The sequence below is a fragment of the Streptomyces sp. R-74717 genome (genome assembly GCF_047305335.1).
Taxonomy (GTDB): domain Bacteria; phylum Actinomycetota; class Actinomycetes; order Streptomycetales; family Streptomycetaceae; genus Streptomyces; species Streptomyces atratus.
This window is the reverse complement of record NZ_CP102361.1, coordinates 6,847,470-6,863,537: the sequence shown is the minus strand read 5'-3', so window position 1 is coordinate 6,863,537 and position 16,068 is coordinate 6,847,470. Positions and strand designations below refer to the sequence as shown.

Sequence of the window (16,068 nt, the reverse complement as noted above, 5' to 3'; positions counted from 1 at the left end):
TTTCGCGGTCGAGGGGGATCAGTGGGCGGGGACGACGAGGACGGGCGGCGGCGTCAACGACGGCCGCCGGGGCGCGCGGTACCGGCGCGGGCGGCGATCGCCTCGCGGTAGAGGGCGGCGGTGCCGATGGCGGCCTGCTTCCAGGTGAACCGGGAGAGCACCCGGGCGCGGCCCGCGGCGCCGAGCCGGGCCCGCAGTTCCGGATCGCCGAGCAGCCGGGCGAGCGCCTCGGCCAGCGCCCCGGCGTCGGCGGGTGGGACGGCCAGGCAGGTCTCGCCGTCCGGGCCCGCGACCTCGGGAATCGCACCGCCGGTGGTGGCGACGAGGGGCGTGCCGGTGGCCATGGCTTCGGCAGCGGGCAGCGAGAAGCCTTCGTACAGCGAGGGGACGCAGGCGATCTGGGCGCTGCGCACCAGGTCGACGAGTTCGGCGTCGCTGATGCCCTTGACGAACTCGACGGCGTCCTGGAGTCCGTGCCGCTCGATGGCCTGCGCGACCGGCCCGTCCTCGGCCCGCTTGCCGACGACCACGAGGTGCGCCTGCGGGTTCTCGGTACGGAGCTTGGCGAGCGCCTCGACGAGGTGGACGAGGCCCTTCAGCGGGACGTCGGCGCTGGAGGTGGTGACGATCCGGCCGGGAACCTCGGCGACCGACGGGTCGGGCGACCACAGGTCGGTGTCCGCGCCGATGTGCACGACGTGGATGCGGTCCCCCCGCACCCCGAGATGGTCGACGATCTCCTGCTTGGAGGAGCCGGAGACGGTGAGCACCGAGGGCAGTCGGCGCGCGACCCGCTTCTGCATGCGGGTGAAGGCGTACCAGCGGCGGACAGAGGCGCGCCGACGGCGGGTCTCGGCGGCGTCCAGGTCCAACTGCCGGTCGACCGTTATGGGGTGGTGGATCGTGGTGACGAGCGGGGCGCCGAGGTCCGCCAACAGCCCGTATCCGAGGGTCTGGTTGTCGTGGATGACGTCGAACTCTCCGCGGCGGGCGGCGAGATGGCGTCGGGCGCGCAGGCTGAAGGTGAGGGGTTCCGGGAAGCCGCCGGTCCACATGGTGGCGACCTCGGCGGCGTCGATCCAGTCCCGGTACTCGCCGCGCTTCGGGGTACGGAAGGGGTCGGGCTGGCGGTAGAGGTCCAGGCTCGGCAGCTCGGTGAGCGGGACGCCCTCGTCGAGCACCGGATAGGGCTGGGCGCCGATCACTTCGACGCTGTGGCCGAGGCGGGCGAGCTCGCGGCCGAGGTGGCGTATGTAGACGCCCTGGCCGCCGCAGAACGGGTTGCCCTTGTAGGTGAGGAGTGCGATGCGCAACGGACGGTCGCCGGCGGTACCCGGCGTGTCGCTGCCCGTGCGGGGGCCCGTCGCTATGGCCTCAGCGGTCACACTCGGCCCCCTTCTCACTGCGTGTTCGCCGGAGCGTAACCGCTCACGCTAATCTAGAACAAGTTTCAGACTGGATCGTTCAATGAGCTACGAATCTACCGGCAGGTAGCGTCGGCGCAACGGCCGGATCAGGTGATTCGCGCCACGACCGGCCACCCTGGCATGCTGTGCGCCGCCGGGAGACCGAGCGCCTCCCTCCGGTTGCGGACAGAAGCCATGGATGGGGACACATGACAGCGGAAGCCAAGTCGGCATCGCCGCCCCTGACGGAGCGGCAGGAGGCCCGCCGCCGCCGCATCCTGCACGCCAGCGCCCAGCTCGCCAGCAGGGGCGGATTCGAGGCGGTGCAGATGCGCGAGGTCGCGGAGGCCGCCGAGGTCGCCCTGGGCACGCTGTACCGCTACTTCCCGTCCAAGATCCATCTGCTGGTCGCCACCATGCAGGACCAGCTCCAGCACATGCACACGACGCTGCACAAGCGCCCCCCGGCCGGGGACGACGCGGCGCAGCGGGTCGCCGGCACCCTGATGCGGGCGTTCCGCGCACTGCAGCGCGAACCGCATCTGGCGGATGCGATGGTGCGGGCGCTGACCTTCGCGGACCGCAGCGTCAGCCCGGAGGTGGACACCGTCTCGCGGATCACGACTGCGATCATCCTGGACGCGATGGGCCTGGAGCATCCGACGCCGGAGCAGCTGTCCGCGGTCCGGGTCATCGAGCACACCTGGCACTCGGCGCTGATCACCTGGCTGTCGGGGCGGGCGTCGATCGCCCAGGTGAAGATAGACATCGAGACGGTGTGCCGGCTCATCGACGTGACGGCACCCCGGGACACGTCCTGACGGGTCCCGGCGGGTCCTGACGGGTCGTGCCCCGGAGGATCTTTCGTCACACATCCCTCACCGCTCCGTCCGGAAGGACCACAGACCTCTCCTTATCATGGTCATGACCAGCACCGATGGAGAGGAAGACATGACTGACCAGTCAGGCAGTGCAGGCGGCGCGGCGGGGACGCAGGCGCCGAGCGCATACCCGGGGGGCGCGCCGGGCTACGGCGCCCAGCCGCCGAACGGCTACGGATACCCCGGCGGCGCCCCACTGCCCACCGGCAAGGCGACGGCCTCGATGGTGCTCGGCATCCTCGGGCTGCTGCTCGTCCCGATCATCCTGCCGATCATCGCGCTGTGCCTCGGCATCTCGGCCCGGCGCATGGCCGACCGGGGCGAGGGCGGCAACCGCGGCCAGGCGACCGCCGGAATGGTGATGGGCATCATCGGCTGCGCGTTCGCGGCCCTCGGCTTCACCGTGGCCACGATCCAGGCGATCGGCGGCGTGTGACGGGACACCACCCGCGGCGCTGACGCTTCGGTGCCGCGCCGCGCCCCGGGGGCAGTACGCTCCGGCCCCCCGGGCGCGGCCCGCGGCTTCGGCCCATGTGCGGCCCCCACATGCGCACCGCGTCAGGTGGGGCGCTCTGCACCATGTCGACGGCGGCACGGTGTTCATACGGTTCGGCGACATCACATGAATACGCCGAGGAGCCGGTCACCATGCGTCGCAGAGCCACAGGCACCGTCCGTCACCACAGATCTCTCTCCGCCGTCGTCACGCTGGCCTCGGCCGGCCTGCTGCTGGTCGGGTGCACCGCCGCAGGGAAGGCGGGCGAGGCCGATTCCGCGTCCGGCAAGGACGCGAAGGACCAGAGCGTGAAGGTGGGCCTGGTCTACTCCCGTACGGGGCTGCTGGCGGACTACGGGAAGCAGTACCGCGACGGGTTCATGGCGGGCCTGGACTACGCGACGAAGGGCACCGGCAAGGTCGCCGGGCACCGTATCGAGGTCACCGAGCAGGACGACGCGGGCGACCCGGGCAAGGCGGTCTCCGCGGCCAAGAACCTGATCGGCAAGGGCTACAAGGTGCTGGCCGGCACCACCGATTCCGGGGTGGCCCTCCAGATGGCGCCGCTCGCCGCCCAGAACAAGGTGCTGTACATCAGCGGCCCCGCCGCCACCGACGCCGTGACCGGCATCAACGACTACACCTTCCGCTCGGGCCGGCAGTCCTACCAGGACATCCTCACGGCCGGGACGATGCTCGGCGAGGCCAAGGGCAAGAAGGTCACGGTGCTGGCCCAGGACTCCACCTTCGGCCAGGCCAATGTCGCCGCCGTGAAGGCCGTCCTCGGCTCCAAGGGCGCGAACGTGGGCTCGGTACTGGCTCCGCCCAGCGCCACCGACCTGACCCCGTTCGCCCGGCAGGTCAAGGCGGGCGGGCCCGATCTGGTCTTCGTCGCCTGGGCCGGCTCCACCGCACCGGCGCTGTGGACCGCACTGGACCAGCAGGGCGTGCTGGGGGCGGGCAAGGTCGTCACGGGTCTCGCCGGAACGGCCTCGTACCCGATCTTCGGGAACGCCGGTTCCAAGGTGTCGTTCCTGGCGCACTACTTCCCCGGCGCGGGCGGCGGCAACGCCGTGGAGAAGTCCATGCTCGACTCGGTCGCCAAGGCCGGCGGCACCCCGGACCTGTTCACCCCCGACGGCTTCACCGCGGCGCAGATGGTCGTGCGCGCCGTCGAGGCGGGCGGCGCCACCGATTCCGCCGCCATGGCCAAGGCCCTCGAGGGCTGGAGCTTCGACGGGGTGAAGGGCAAGGAGCAGGTCCGTGCCGAGGACCACGCACTGGTGCAGCCGATGTTCGTCGCGAAGCTCAAGGGGAACGGCGCCGGTGCCCGGCCGGAGCTGGTGAGCACCGAGCCGATGGACAAGGTGGCGCCGCCCGCCAAGCCCTCGGCGGGCTGACCGATGGCCGTACCGGACACCACCGCGGAGCGCCGGGGCGGGGCGCGGAACACCACCCCGGTGCTTCAACTGGCCGGGCTCGGCTGGGGCGTCGGCGGGGCGACGATCGTCGAGGACGTCACGCTGAGCGTCCACGAGGGCGAGTTCCTCGCCTTCATCGGTCCCAACGGGGCCGGCAAGACCTCTCTGTTCAACCTGATCAGCGGGCTGACCATGGCCACGTCGGGCACGATCGCGCTGGACGGTACGGACATGACGGACCGCCCCGCGCACGCACGGGCGAGGCGCGGCATCGGCCGCACGTTCCAGACGTCCAGCCTCTGGCCCGGGATGAGCGTGGCCGACCATGTCCGGCTGGCCGCCCAGGCGGCCCGGGGCGGTTCGTACCGGCTGTGGCGGCGCGCCTCCCCGTACACCGCCGAGGTGACCGGCGTACTGGAGCGCACCGGCCTCGGCCACCGGGCAAGGGCGACGGCGTCCGAGCTGTCGCACGGCGAGAAGCGGAAACTGGAGCTGGCGGTGCTGCTGGTGGGCGAGCCGCGGCTGATGCTGCTCGACGAGCCGATGGCCGGGGTGAGCGCGGAGGAGGTACCCGCGCTGACCGAACTGATCCGCACCCTGCACCGGGACGAGGGCCGCACCGTCCTGATGGTCGAGCACCACATGGACGTCCTGCTGGGCCTGGCCGACCGGCTCGCCGTGATGCACCACGGAAGGCTGCTGGCGCTGGACACCCCGGAGACAGTGACCGCCGACCCGACCGTTCAACAGGCCTATCTCGGGGAGGGGTTGTGACGAGAGCGAACCTGCTCGCCGTACGAGACCTGCGGGTCCTGATCGGTGGCCGGCACATCCTGCACGGCGTGGACCTGGACGTCGCCCGGCACGGGGTGACCGCGCTCCTCGGCCGCAACGGCGCCGGGAAGACCACGACCGTACGCGGCGTCCTCGGCCTCGTCCCGCGCACCGGCAGCGTGCGGCTGGACGGCGAGGAGACCGTGTCGATGCCCACCCACACCGTGGTGCGCCTCGGCATCGGTTACGCCCCCGAGGACCGGGGCATCTTCGCCGGGCTGACCGTCGCGGAGAATCTGCGCCTGGCCGAGCGGCGCGGCGCGGGCGAGCCCGCGTACCCGCTCATCCATGAACTCTTCCCCGAACTGAAGTGCCGGGAAAGGCAGTTGGCGGGCACATTGTCGGGCGGGCAGCAGCAGATGGTGGCCATCGGCCGCACGCTGCTGGGCGGCAACCGGCTGATCATCGCCGACGAACCCACCAAGGGTCTGGCGCCGAAGGTGGTCACCGAGGTCGCCCAGGTGCTGGAGCGGGCCGCCGAGGCGGTGCCGGTGCTGCTCGTGGAGCAGAACCTCGCCGTCGTGCGGCGCCTGGCCGAGCACTGTGCGGTGCTCGCCGACGGCCGGACCGCCCATCAGGGACCGGCCGCCGAACTGCTGGGCGATGCGGAAGCGGCACGTCGTCTGCTGGGCGTGGGACACGGTCCGGCCACCGAAGCACCTTCCGTGGAGGCCGATTCCTGATGTCCACCGTCGTTCTGCTCACCATGACCGGACTCGGTCTGGGGGCGCTCTACTTCCTGATCGCATCGGGACTCTCACTGATCTTCGGCCTGATGGATGTGCTCAACTTCGCGCACGGGGCGCTGCTCTCCATCGGCGCGTACGGCACCTGGTGGGCGGCGTCCGGCAATCTGCCCGGCGCCGGCCCGGACGGAGCGGGCTTCGTCCTCGCAGTCCTGTTCGGTACGGCGGTGGGCACCGCGGCCGCCGTGCTGCTGGAACTCACCGTCGTCCGCCCGCTCTACACCCGGCCGCGCGAGCAGGTGCTCGCCACGGTCGGGGTGGGGCTCGCCGTCCCGGCGCTGCTGTCGGGCATCTGGGGCTCGGACGCCCGGACCTTCCCGGGGCCGAAGGCCCTGTCCGGCACCTTCGGGCTGCTCGGCGCCCAGGTCCCGGTCAACAGGCTGGTACTGGTCGCGGCGGCGGTCGTGGTCCTCGTCGCGCTGCGGCTCTTCCTCGGCCGTACCCGGCACGGTCTGGTCGTACGGGCCGGGGTCGAGGACCGGGCGATGGTCACCGCCCTGGGTATCGATGTGCGGAAGGCGTTCACGCTCGTCTTCGCGATCGGCGGCTGCGCCGCCGCGCTCGGCGGGGCGCTCGGCGGCCTGTACTTCGGCTCGGTCGACCCCCGCCAGGGCACCTCGCTGCTGATCTTCGCGTTCGTCGTGGTGGTCACCGGGGGCATGGGCTCGGTGACCGGCGCCGCAGTGGCATCCGCCGTCATCGGCCTGGTCCAGCAGTTCGCCAACTACTACACCGCAGCGGGCCTCGGCGACCTGGCCGTCGTCGTCCTGCTCGCCGCGCTGCTGCTTCTGCGGCCGCGCGGACTGACCGGGAGGCTCGCGTGAGCACCGTCACCGAGACACACGACCGCACCGGCGAAAAACACGCGGTCGCACCCGGCCCCGGGAACACCGCCCGGCTGCTGCGCCGCTGGTGGCCCGCCGCCGCACTGCTGATCCTCGCCGCCGCGCCGTACAGCGCGCTGCCGCTGCCCGGACTCCTGGACGGCCCGCTCGGCAGTCCCGGCAGTCTCCAACTCCTCGCCACCTGCCTGCTGTTCGGCGCGCTGGCAACCGGCTACGACCTGCTGCTCGGCCGCACCGGGCTGCTCTCCTTCGGGCATGCGCTCTACTTCGCCGCGGGCAGCTACGCCACCAACATGTTCCTGCTGGAGACGGGCCTCCCGTTCGCCGTGTCCGCACTGCTCGGCCTCTGCTTCGGGATCGCGCTCGCGCTGGTCCTGGGGTCGGTGAGCCTGCGGGTCACCGGCATCGGCTTCTCCATGGTGACGCTGGCCTTCGCCCAGGCAGGATCGATCCTGGTCTCCCGCAACCCCGGTGGTCTCACCGGCGGCGAGGAAGGCCGGGCCGCCCCCGCGGATCTGCTGCCGTCCGGACTCGTGGGCATCGAGCACACCGCGAACCTCTACTGGGTGGCGCTCGCCTATCTGGTCCTCACCCTCGCCGTCGTCCACTGGGCGGTCCGCTCCTCCACCGGTCGGGTCTGGGAGGGCATCAAGGAGAACGAACGCCGGGTGGAGGTACTGGGGTTGAAGCCGTACGGCTTCAAGCTGACGGCCTTCGTCCTGGCGGGCGCGCTGGCCGCGCTGGGCGGTCTGGTGCACCTGCTGCTCACCGGCGGCTCCACCCCCCAGACCACCACCTCGGACTTCACCCTCTCGCTGCTGGTGATGGTGGTGCTGGGCGGATCGGGCACCCGCTGGGGCCCGATGGTCGGTGGCATCCTCTACACCTGGGCCGATCACCGGCTCGGCGATCTGGCCGGGTCGGGCGCGGTCGCCGATCTGCCCTCCGTGCTGCGGGTGCCGCTCTCCCAGCCGCTGTTCCTGCTCGGTGTGCTGTTCGTGGCCGTGGTACACCTGCTGCCGGGCGGCCTGGCCCGGCTGCCGTCCCGGCTGGCGGCGGTACGCCGCAGGCCCGCCACCACCGAAACACTCCCGGCCAGGAAGGCCCGGAAGGAGAACGGACGCCCGTGATTCCGTACGAAGAGATACAGGTCCCCGTGACCGGTGGCGAGTTGGCGGTACTGAGGTGGCCGGCCCGCGAGCCGGACGCACCGGTCGTCGTCGCCCTGCACGGCATCACGGCCAACGCGCTGTCCTGGGGCCCGGTGGCGAGGCTGCTGGACGGCCGCATCACCCTGATCGCCCCGGATCTGCGTGGCCGGGCCGGGAGTTCGGCTCTGCCGGGACCGTACGGGATCGCCACGCACACCGATGACATCGCCGCCCTGACCGAGGCCCTGGGTCTGGACCGGGTGGTGCTGGCCGGCCATTCGATGGGTGCGTTCGTGGCGGCGCTGGCCGCCGTACGGCACCCGCAACGGTTCGGGCCGCTGCTGCTGGTCGACGGCGGCATCGGCTTCCCCGCCCCCACGCATCTCTCCCCGGACGAGCTGATGACCGCCGTGATCGGCCCGGCCATGGACCGGCTGTCGATGACCTTCCCCGACCGGGCCGCCTACCGCTCCTTCTGGCAGGCGCACCCGGCGTTCGCGGGTGCGTGGTCGGCCGAGGTGGATGCGTACATCCAGCGCGACCTGACCGGGGAAGAACCCACCATGCACTCCACCTGCCGGATCGAGGCGGTACGCACCGACGGCATCGGCCTCTTCGACGAGGAGGTGCTGACGGCCATACGGAAGCTGCCGGCTCCTGCGACTCTGCTGTGGGCGCGGCGGGGCCTGATGAACGAGGACCAGGGCCTGTACGACGAGACACGCCTGGCAGCGGCCGACCTCGGGGGCACGGAGGTGACACCGGTGCCGGTCCGGGACGTCAACCACTACACGCTGCTGACGGGAGAAGCGGGCGCCGGAGAGATCGCACACCACTTGCTGACCATGTCCGGCGCCTGAGGACACAGACACCGCAACGCACCCCGGGCGGCCGGACGGCCTCTACCGCTCCCGGCCGCCCGCCAACAAATGCAACCGCAAGGCAAGTTGCAGCTCCAACGCCCGCCCGGGCTCGTTCCAGTCCCGCCCCAGCAGCACCTGCACCCGGTCCAGCCGCTGCACCACCGTGTTGACGTGCACGTGAAGTTCGTCCTTGGCACGGATGAGACTGCCCCCGGACCCGAAATAGGCACCGAGCGTACGCACGAGATGCGTGCCGCGCTGCGCGTCGTACTCCAGCAGCGGCCCCAGTGTCGCCGTGACGAAGCCGTCGACGTCCTGGGTGTTGCCCAACACCACACCCAGGAAGCCGAGTTCGTCGACGCACGCGCCTTCCCCCGCACGTCCCAGGACCCGCATGGCGCGCAGGCAGCGGGCGGCCTCCCCGTATGCGGAGGCCAGCTCCCGGGCGCCGCGGGCCGGCCCGGTGGCGGCGACGGTGACAGGGGCCTGGATCAGCTGGCCGAGCTGGGCCGCCGCCGCGCGTGCCGCGTCACCGGCAGCCGGTCCGGGGTCGTCGGTCTCTATCAACAGCACCACGTTTCCCGCGTGTTCGGCGCTCACCCCATGGATGTCCCCGCCGAACAGATAGCGCATCGCGGCAGGGGCCAGCCTCTCCCGGGCTCCGCCCTCGGCCACCAGCAGCAGATGTGGGCGGTCGAGGTCGATGCCGAGGCGTCGGCCGCGTTCGGCGAGTCCGGCCGGGTCGCGGTCCGCGTCGGTCAGCACGTCGGTGATCAGCTCTCCGCGGATCCGGTTCTCGGTCTCGGCGACCGTGCGCCGCAGCAGCAGAAGAAGTCCGGTGACCACCGAGGCCCGCTCGAACAGCCGCCGGTCGGAGTCGTCGAGCTGTTCACGCCGGTGCAGGACCAGACCGGCCAGGAGTTCCCGTCCGGCAAGGACCGCGCAGATCCACCGGCCGTCGCGATGCACGGCGCGGGCACCGGTACGGGACTCCTCGGCGGTCTCGGCCAGCCACCCGGCGTCCATGCTGTCGGCGGCGAAGTCGGCACCGTCGGGCCGGACCGCCGCCAGGGGCCGCCCGCCCGGGTCGTGAATGGTGAGCGGGGAGTCCAGCAGCCCCGCGACCGCCGCGGCGACATCCTTGACGTCACGGCCGCGCAGGACCAGGTCGGTCAGCCGGTCGTGGGACTCCTCGGCGCGCTGCATCGCCGCCGAGTGGGCCCGTACGGCCGCATTGGCCTCGGCCAGCTCGGCGTTGGTCTCGGCCAGTTCGTCCAGCGCGGACCGGGTGTCGGCGAGCGCGCGGGCGGTGTCGATGGCGATCGCGGCATGTGCGGCGAGCGAGCACAGCAGGGCGACCTCGTCGGGGCTGAAGACGCGGGGGGCACGGTCGGCCGCGAAGAGGACGCCGATGACCTTCCCCGTACCGCCGCGGCTGGAGCCGAGAAGCAGGGGCACGCCCAGGATGGCTACGAGCCCCTCGGCCAGCACCCCGGCGTTGATGTTGCGGGTGTGGTGGAAGCGGTCGTCGGTGCCGTAGTCGGGGGTCGCGTACGGACTCGCGGTCTGCGCCACCAGACCGCCGAGCCCATGGCCGAGCTCCAGCCGCAGTCGTTGGAAGAGCAGCGACACCGACCCGTCGGTGACCCGCATATAGGTGTCCCCCGCCTCCTCGTCGGGGAGCGTGAGATACGCCGTGTCCGTGCCGAGCAGCATCCTGGCGCGGCGCACGATCGCCTTCAGCACGTCGTCCAGGTCGCGGGATGCGGCCAGGTCGCCCGCGGTGTCGAAGAGCGCGGTGAGCTGGAGCTCGCGGCGCCGGTGCTGCCGCAGGGCGCCCCTGATCCGCAGGGCGGTGGCGGTGGCCCGCTCCACCTCCGCCAGATCGCCTGTGGGCACACCGGCGGCCCGCGCCTGCGAGGAGACGGCGCCCAGCGCCTCGGCGGGGGCGTCGTCGGCCAGCAGGTCGAGGAGGCGCCGCAGATGGGGCGCGGCGGAGGCGGACGGTTCAGACATGGGCGGCCATCGTTCGTAGGGGTCGGGGATCAGTTGGCGGTCCAGCCGCCGTCCATGGAGAGCGAGGTGCCGGTGATGTGCGCGGTACGCGGTCCGCAGAGCCACAGCACGGCCTCGGCGACGTCGTCGGGTTCGATCAGGCGCTTGATCGCGCTGCGTTCCAGCATGACCCGGCCCACCACCTCCTCCTCGGAGATGCCGTGCGTACGGGCCTGGTCCGCGATCTGGTTCTCGACCAGGGGGGTGCGTACGTACCCGGGGCTGACGCAGTTGCTCGTCACCCCGTGCTCCGCCGCTTCGAGCGCGACCACCTTACTGAGTCCCTCCAGTGCGTGCTTTGCCATCACATAGGCCGATTTGTAGGGGCTGGCCCGCAGGCCGTGCACGGACGAGATGTTGACGACGCGTCCCCAGCCGCGTTCGTACATGCCCGGCAGGGTCCGGCGCAAGATGCGGAACGGGGCCTCCACCATGACGCGCTGGATCAGCGCGAAGCGGTCCGGGGGGAATTCGTGCACCGGGGCGACGTGCTGGAGCCCTGCGTTGTTGACCACGACGTCCACGTCGGCAGGCAGCGTGTCCACTGCGTCGGGGACGGAGAGATCGACCACCCACGCCGTCCCGCCGATCGCCTCCGCCAGGCTCTTCGCGGCGCCTGCGGCCTTGTCCACCACATGGACATGGGCGCCCGCGGCGGCCAGGACCTGTGCGCAGGCCCGCCCGATACCGCTGGCGGCACCGGTCACCAGGGCGGTGCGTCCGGCGAGGAGCCGGTCCGCGGTCGACGGCGAGGGACCTGCGGCGGGCGGCGGGACGGTGGGCGGGGCGGCCTGTGGGGCGGGCCCGTGCTCCGGGCTCTGAGGAGTCTCCATGGTCGTCACCGTAAGGAGACCGAAGCCCCCGTCACACGGGGTCGGTGCACACACCGTCGCACGTCGGCATGGTGGCGGCGTACATGGTGCGGGTCCGGTCCCGGGCCGTCAGCGGGCCGCATCCAGCGCCGCCCGCTGCTCCGCGGCCGGCTCCAGGTCCACCGCGGCCAGGCTCTCGTCCAGCTGCGCGACCGAGGAGGCGCCGACCAGCGGGACGAACGGAACCTGGCCGCCGATGAGCCAGGCCAGGACCACCTGGTTGACGGTCGCCCCGGTCTCCTCGGCCACCGCCCGAAGCGCCGCCTGCCGGGCGGTGGTGCCCGGGTGGTCGAACTCCGGGCCCAGCGGCTTGTCCGCACGGACGTAGCAGCGGGTGCACGGCCTGAGACCACGCCTCTTTGATCATCAGGCTCTGCAAGCGCACCGGTTGGCCCTCACAGGCCGCGTGATGGAATAGCAGACCCTGAGCGAGGTGGGAGAAGCAGTGACGGACCGTAAAAGATCTCTTGTACGGGCAAGCGCGCTCCTGCTGGCGGCAACTGTGGCCACCGGCTGCGCGATCAGACCCGCTGCCGACGTGAAGGCCGAGGCCTCAAAGACCCCCGAGATTCACACTGACACCGAGCCGCTGGCCAAGCGCCTACCGAAGCTCGGTCGGATCGTCTCGGCGCACTGGCAGCAGAAGGCCCCCGGCGCGGACAGCCGAGTGCCCGGCCCCACGGACTACTACATCAGCGCCCTCATGAAGCTCGACCCCGGCTCGGTGGCCGTCCTGACGGCGTCCACGCAGATGCAGCCGGCGGTCGTCGGGGCCGAGCCCGAAGGCATCTCCATTCCCGCCGAACTCGCCGATTTCGCACCGGCGGGGGCGCAGTGGGTCCACAGCAGAGTGCTCGACGAGACCTTGGTGCGCGCCGACTCCGCCCAGCTCTACTTCGACCCGGCCTCGGACACCGTGTACCTCTCCGCCGCCAACGTGCACCTGCCGAACGCCGTCACGGTCCACGTCGGCCCGGACGGCAACCAGGTGACCATCACGCCCACGCCACCGGCACCCACGCCATGAACGGCCTCCAGCACCAGGCCACGCCTCTCTCCGGGGGCTTCCCCTGAGTCGTGGACACGACATCGACTGTCGCCCCGTTCCCGGTGTCGGACACGGATCGACTTCCGACCGTCGCCGCCCCCGTCCGCTCCTGCGCCTACTCCTCCGGCGGGAAGACGACCTCCCCCGATCCGGTCAGCGTGATCGTGATCGCCTCGACCGGGCATCCCTCGGCCGCGGCGAGGACCTTCTCGTTGGCGTCGGTCTCCGGGGCTGCCGGGTGGGACTGCCGGGCGGAATCCAGCGCGAATCCGCCCGGGGCATGGTTCACGCACATCCCGGAGCCGATGCAGACCCCTCGGTCGACCTCCACGGCCCAGCGGTCCCTCATCACGCCCCCTCGTATCCGGCCGGCAGATGGATCATCTTGTGCTCGAAGAACTCGGCGTATCCCTCGGGGCCGAACTCCCGTCCCAGACCGGAGTTCTTGTAGCCGCCGAACGGGCCGAGCATGTCGAGGCTGAAGGTGTTCACGCTGTACGTGCCCGTCCTGACCCGGCGGGCGATGTCGATGCCGCGTTCGGTGTCGGCGGTCCAGACGCTGCCGCTGAGCCCGTAGTCGGAGTCGTTGGCGATCCGTACGGCCTCGGCCTCGTCGCCGTACGGCAGGAGGCAGATGACGGGGCCGAAGATCTCCTCGCGGGCGATGCGCATGGAGTTGTCGACGTCGCCGAAGAGGGTCGGCTCGACGTACCAGCCCCGTTCCTGGGACGCCGGACGACCGCCGCCGGTAAGGATCTTGGCGCCCTCGTCCTGGCCGATCCGGATGTAGTCGAGCGAGCGCCGCTGCTGGCGCTGCGCGACGAGGGGGCCGAGTTCGGTGGCGGGGTCGAGCGGGTCGCCGACCTTCAGCGCACCCGCCGCGGCGGCGAACGCCTCGGCCATCTCGTCGTAGCGGGAGCGCGGGACGAGGATGCGGGTCTGGGCCACGCACGCCTGGCCGTTGATCATCCAGGCGAAGGGGACGATGCCCGCGACGGCCGCGTCCAGATCGGCGTCGGGGAGGATCACGGCGGCGGACTTCCCGCCCAGCTCCAGCGTGACGCGGGTGAGGTTGCGGGAGGCGACCTCCATCACCCGGCGCCCCGCGGCCACGGACCCGGTGAACGACACCTTGTCGACGCCCGGATGCCCGACCAGGTACTCGCTGACCTCACGGTCGGCCGGAAGGATCGACAGCACCCCCTCCGGCAGCCCGGCCTCGGCGGCGATCTCGGCCAGGATGTAGGCGTCCAGCGGGGATTCGGGCGAGACCTTGAGCACGGCGGAGCAGCCGGCCAGCAGCGCGGGCGCGAGCTTGGCGGCGGCGGTGAACTGCGGAACGTTCCACGGCACCACGGCCGCGACCACTCCCACCGGCTCCCGGCGCACCAGCAGCGGCCCGAGCACCCCGTCCCGCCGCTCCTCGTACGGGAAGCCGCGGGCGACGGTGATCGCCGCGTCCCACACCATCATCGCGGCAAGCGCCTGCACCATGACACCGGACGTGTACGGGGTGCCGTTCTCCGAGCTGATGACCCGGGCGATCTCCTCGTACCGCACGGCGAACGCGTCCTTGATCCGGGTGATCACCTCGATCCGCTCGTCGAGGGACGCCCGCGGCCAGGGCCCCTCGTCGAAGGCCCGCCGGGCGGCGGCGACAGCCCGGTCCACGTCCCCCTCGCAGGCGTGCGGCACCCGTCCGATGACCTGTTCGGTGTGCGGGGAGATGACCTCGATGACATCCCGGCCCAGCGGATCGACCAACTCCCCGCCGATGAACAGTTTTCCGTGTTCGACAAGCTCGGTCATGGCTGCTGCCTCCCGCGACCCGGCACGATACCTGACTCTGTGTCAGAACTGATACCAGTTCCAGTTCCAGGAGTCCACGGCTGCGACAGCGCCCACCCGGGCCGTCGGCCGATCGGTCCGGGCCGCCGCCCGACCGAGGAGGGTCCTCGAACGAATAGATGGTCGACTGGGGCTACTACTGAAACAAGTTCTCGTTACAGTGGGCGCGGTGCACCGCACAGCCGTACGTCCGGTACGCCGACCAGGCCGCGGAGAGAGATGGGGAGCCCATGACGCAGGTGACCGACCACGGCGGAGGCGTACACAGCATCAAGGTCCCCATCCCTGACAATCCGCTCGGCCACACTCTTGTGCATGTTCTCGACACCGATCGCGGACCGGTCCTGATCGATACGGGCTGGGACGATCCGGAGGCGTGGGACACGCTCACCGACGGGCTCGCCGCCACCGGTGTGGATATCGGCGACATCCACGGTGTGGTCATCACCCACCATCACCCGGACCACCACGGCCTCTCCGGGCAGGTGCGCGAGGCGTCCGGGGCCTGGATCGCCATGCATGCGGCGGACACCGCGATCGTGCGGCGGACCCGTGAGTCCCGGCCGGGCACCTGGCTGACGTATCTCTCGGCGAAGCTCAGCGCGGTCGGTGCACCCGAGGAGCATCTCGCGCCGTTGCGGGCGGCCGCGGCCGAGAGGGGCCGGATGCGCACGCTGCCCGGGCTGCGGGCTGCGCTTCCGGACCGGGAGATCGTTCCCGGTGAACTCCTCGGTCTGGCAGGCCGCAAGCTGCGGGCCATCTGGACGCCGGGGCACACGCCCGGCCATGTCTGCCTGCACCTGGAGGAGGAGCATCCGAGGAATCTGCCGGGCCGTGGCCGGCTCTTCTCCGGGGATCATCTGCTGCCGGGGATCAGCCCGCACATCGGGCTGTACGAGGACCGGGACGACGCCACGGTCACCGACCCTTCCCCAAGCTCTCAGCTGCGTTCGAGCAGGGGAGACCCCCTTGGCGACTACCTCGACTCGTTGGAGCACATCGGCAGGCTCGGGGTCGCCGAGGTGCTGCCCGCCCATCAGTACGCGTTCGCGGATGCCGCAGGCCGCGTCCAGGAACTCCTGGACCATCACGAGGAGCGGCTGACCGGCCTGCTCAAACTGCTGGCCGCCCCGCTGACGCCGTGGCAGCTGGCCGAGCGGATGGAGTGGAACCGGCCCTGGGCGCAGATCCCGCACGGCTCGCGGAGCATCGCCGTCTCGGAGGCGGAGGCGCATCTGCGGCGGCTGGTGAAGCTGGGGCGCGCGGAGGCGGTGGCGGGGAGCGAGCCGGTGATGTACATCGCGGTGTGACGGGGCTCCCGCCCCGGCGGGAGGGAGGACGGGCGTCGGCGCTCCTCCCGGCTCGGAGGCCGTCCGAACCCGCCCGGTAGAGTGTGCGAGTCGTCATCATGCCCGTTCAGGGGGAAGCCGGTGCAAATCCGGCACTGACCACGCAGCCGTGAACCGTCGTAGGAGACGGTGAGTCGGAATGCCCTGTCCGCGGTCGTGACCGGCTCGCACCACCGGAACCCCGGTGGTCGGCACCGTCGAGGTATACGGAGCCGGAGCCTGGTGCGTGAGCGTGCCTGTGCCCGGTTCCCCC

At 71.5% G+C, this 16,068-nt stretch carries 15 protein-coding genes, 1 pseudogene and 1 riboswitch; of the genes and pseudogenes, 10 read left to right on the top strand and 6 right to left on the bottom strand.

Going from position 1 to position 16,068, the window contains the following annotated elements; translation table 11 throughout:
* Window positions 1-53: 53 nt before the first annotated feature.
* The gene (locus tag NRF20_RS31470) at window positions 54-1,385 is read right to left on the bottom strand and encodes a glycosyltransferase family 4 protein (protein WP_398631405.1); all 1,332 of its coding nucleotides are present in this window, start codon (window positions 1,383-1,385) and stop codon (window positions 54-56) included.
* A gap of 230 nt (window positions 1,386-1,615) precedes the next feature.
* Here NRF20_RS31470 and NRF20_RS31465 point away from each other — a divergent pair, with 230 nt between their 5' ends.
* The 8 genes from NRF20_RS31465 to NRF20_RS31430 all read left to right on the top strand — a co-directional run bounded on the left by NRF20_RS31465 (window position 1,616) and on the right by NRF20_RS31430 (window position 8,640).
* Window positions 1,616-2,227 carry a TetR family transcriptional regulator gene (locus NRF20_RS31465; RefSeq protein WP_266361746.1) on the top strand — a complete coding sequence of 204 codons (612 nt, stop codon included), beginning with the start codon at window positions 1,616-1,618 and terminating at the stop codon, window positions 2,225-2,227.
* A gap of 130 nt (window positions 2,228-2,357) precedes the next feature.
* Window positions 2,358-2,723 carry a DUF4190 domain-containing protein gene (locus NRF20_RS31460; RefSeq protein WP_398631404.1) on the top strand — a complete coding sequence of 122 codons (366 nt, stop codon included), beginning with the start codon at window positions 2,358-2,360 and terminating at the stop codon, window positions 2,721-2,723.
* Between the two features lie 212 nt (window positions 2,724-2,935).
* Entirely contained in the window at window positions 2,936-4,183 is a 1,248-nt protein-coding gene (locus tag NRF20_RS31455; RefSeq protein WP_398631403.1) for a substrate-binding domain-containing protein, read from the top strand.
* 3 nt (window positions 4,184-4,186) lie between these two features.
* Window positions 4,187-4,978: an ABC transporter ATP-binding protein gene (locus tag NRF20_RS31450; RefSeq protein WP_398631402.1), complete on the top strand. Its 792-nt coding sequence runs from the start codon at window positions 4,187-4,189 to the stop codon at window positions 4,976-4,978.
* Window positions 4,975-5,721, top strand: a complete 747-nt coding sequence (locus tag NRF20_RS31445; RefSeq protein WP_413753719.1) for an ABC transporter ATP-binding protein — start codon at window positions 4,975-4,977, stop codon at window positions 5,719-5,721. Before NRF20_RS31450 ends, NRF20_RS31445 begins: the two co-directional genes overlap by 4 nt.
* The gene (locus NRF20_RS31440; protein WP_398631400.1) at window positions 5,721-6,608 is read left to right on the top strand and encodes a branched-chain amino acid ABC transporter permease; all 888 of its coding nucleotides are present in this window, start codon (window positions 5,721-5,723) and stop codon (window positions 6,606-6,608) included. The genes NRF20_RS31445 and NRF20_RS31440 overlap by 1 nt, the downstream gene beginning before the upstream one ends.
* Window positions 6,605-7,759 (top strand): branched-chain amino acid ABC transporter permease, encoded by a 1,155-nt coding sequence (locus tag NRF20_RS31435; RefSeq protein ID WP_413753718.1) that lies wholly within the window; start codon window positions 6,605-6,607, stop codon window positions 7,757-7,759. The genes NRF20_RS31440 and NRF20_RS31435 overlap by 4 nt, the downstream gene beginning before the upstream one ends.
* A complete protein-coding gene (locus NRF20_RS31430; RefSeq protein WP_398631398.1) occupies window positions 7,756-8,640 on the top strand; it encodes an alpha/beta fold hydrolase in 885 nt (294 codons plus the stop codon). The genes NRF20_RS31435 and NRF20_RS31430 overlap by 4 nt, the downstream gene beginning before the upstream one ends.
* A gap of 42 nt (window positions 8,641-8,682) precedes the next feature.
* Here NRF20_RS31430 and NRF20_RS31425 read toward each other — a convergent pair whose 3' ends face one another.
* The 3 genes and pseudogenes from NRF20_RS31425 to NRF20_RS31415 all read right to left on the bottom strand — a co-directional run.
* Window positions 8,683-10,659 (bottom strand): helix-turn-helix domain-containing protein, encoded by a 1,977-nt coding sequence (locus tag NRF20_RS31425; RefSeq protein WP_398631397.1) that lies wholly within the window; start codon window positions 10,657-10,659, stop codon window positions 8,683-8,685.
* 29 nt (window positions 10,660-10,688) lie between these two features.
* Window positions 10,689-11,531, bottom strand: a complete 843-nt coding sequence (locus tag NRF20_RS31420; RefSeq protein ID WP_413753717.1) for a 3-hydroxybutyrate dehydrogenase — start codon at window positions 11,529-11,531, stop codon at window positions 10,689-10,691.
* Window positions 11,532-11,639: 108 nt separating this feature from the next.
* A pseudogene (locus NRF20_RS31415) lies at window positions 11,640-11,897 on the bottom strand (aldo/keto reductase); the annotation flags it as partial.
* Between the two features lie 118 nt (window positions 11,898-12,015).
* On the opposite strand from NRF20_RS31415, the gene NRF20_RS31410 reads away from it, so the two are divergent.
* A complete protein-coding gene (locus NRF20_RS31410; protein WP_413753716.1) occupies window positions 12,016-12,597 on the top strand; it encodes a hypothetical protein in 582 nt (193 codons plus the stop codon).
* 136 nt (window positions 12,598-12,733) lie between these two features.
* Here the strand turns inward: NRF20_RS31410 and NRF20_RS31405 are convergent, their stop codons facing one another.
* Both NRF20_RS31405 and NRF20_RS31400 read right to left on the bottom strand, forming a co-directional pair.
* Window positions 12,734-12,967: a ferredoxin gene (locus NRF20_RS31405; protein ID WP_398631394.1), complete on the bottom strand. Its 234-nt coding sequence runs from the start codon at window positions 12,965-12,967 to the stop codon at window positions 12,734-12,736.
* Window positions 12,967-14,427, bottom strand: a complete 1,461-nt coding sequence (locus tag NRF20_RS31400; RefSeq protein ID WP_398631393.1) for an aldehyde dehydrogenase — start codon at window positions 14,425-14,427, stop codon at window positions 12,967-12,969. The genes NRF20_RS31405 and NRF20_RS31400 overlap by 1 nt, the downstream gene beginning before the upstream one ends.
* Before the next feature lie 269 nt (window positions 14,428-14,696).
* Between NRF20_RS31400 and NRF20_RS31395 the strand changes: the two genes are divergently transcribed.
* Window positions 14,697-15,776, top strand: a complete 1,080-nt coding sequence (locus tag NRF20_RS31395) for an MBL fold metallo-hydrolase (protein WP_398631392.1) — start codon at window positions 14,697-14,699, stop codon at window positions 15,774-15,776.
* 70 nt (window positions 15,777-15,846) lie between these two features.
* A riboswitch (cobalamin riboswitch) is annotated at window positions 15,847-15,982 on the top strand.
* Window positions 15,983-16,068: the final 86 nt, after the last annotated feature.

Coding starts and splice junctions, on each gene's coding strand:
- NRF20_RS31440 (WP_398631400.1), top strand. CDS start 5,721: ATGTCCACCGTCGTTCTGCTCACCATGACCGGACTCGGTCTGGGGGCG.
- NRF20_RS31425 (WP_398631397.1), bottom strand. CDS start 10,659: ATGTCTGAACCGTCCGCCTCCGCCGCGCCCCATCTGCGGCGCCTCCTC.
- NRF20_RS31450 (WP_398631402.1), top strand. CDS start 4,187: ATGGCCGTACCGGACACCACCGCGGAGCGCCGGGGCGGGGCGCGGAAC.
- NRF20_RS31405 (WP_398631394.1), bottom strand. CDS start 12,967: ATGAGGGACCGCTGGGCCGTGGAGGTCGACCGAGGGGTCTGCATCGGC.
- NRF20_RS31400 (WP_398631393.1), bottom strand. CDS start 14,427: ATGACCGAGCTTGTCGAACACGGAAAACTGTTCATCGGCGGGGAGTTG.
- NRF20_RS31455 (WP_398631403.1), top strand. CDS start 2,936: ATGCGTCGCAGAGCCACAGGCACCGTCCGTCACCACAGATCTCTCTCC.
- NRF20_RS31465 (WP_266361746.1), top strand. CDS start 1,616: ATGACAGCGGAAGCCAAGTCGGCATCGCCGCCCCTGACGGAGCGGCAG.
- NRF20_RS31420 (WP_413753717.1), bottom strand. CDS start 11,531: ATGGAGACTCCTCAGAGCCCGGAGCACGGGCCCGCCCCACAGGCCGCC.
- NRF20_RS31395 (WP_398631392.1), top strand. CDS start 14,697: ATGACGCAGGTGACCGACCACGGCGGAGGCGTACACAGCATCAAGGTC.
- NRF20_RS31460 (WP_398631404.1), top strand. CDS start 2,358: ATGACTGACCAGTCAGGCAGTGCAGGCGGCGCGGCGGGGACGCAGGCG.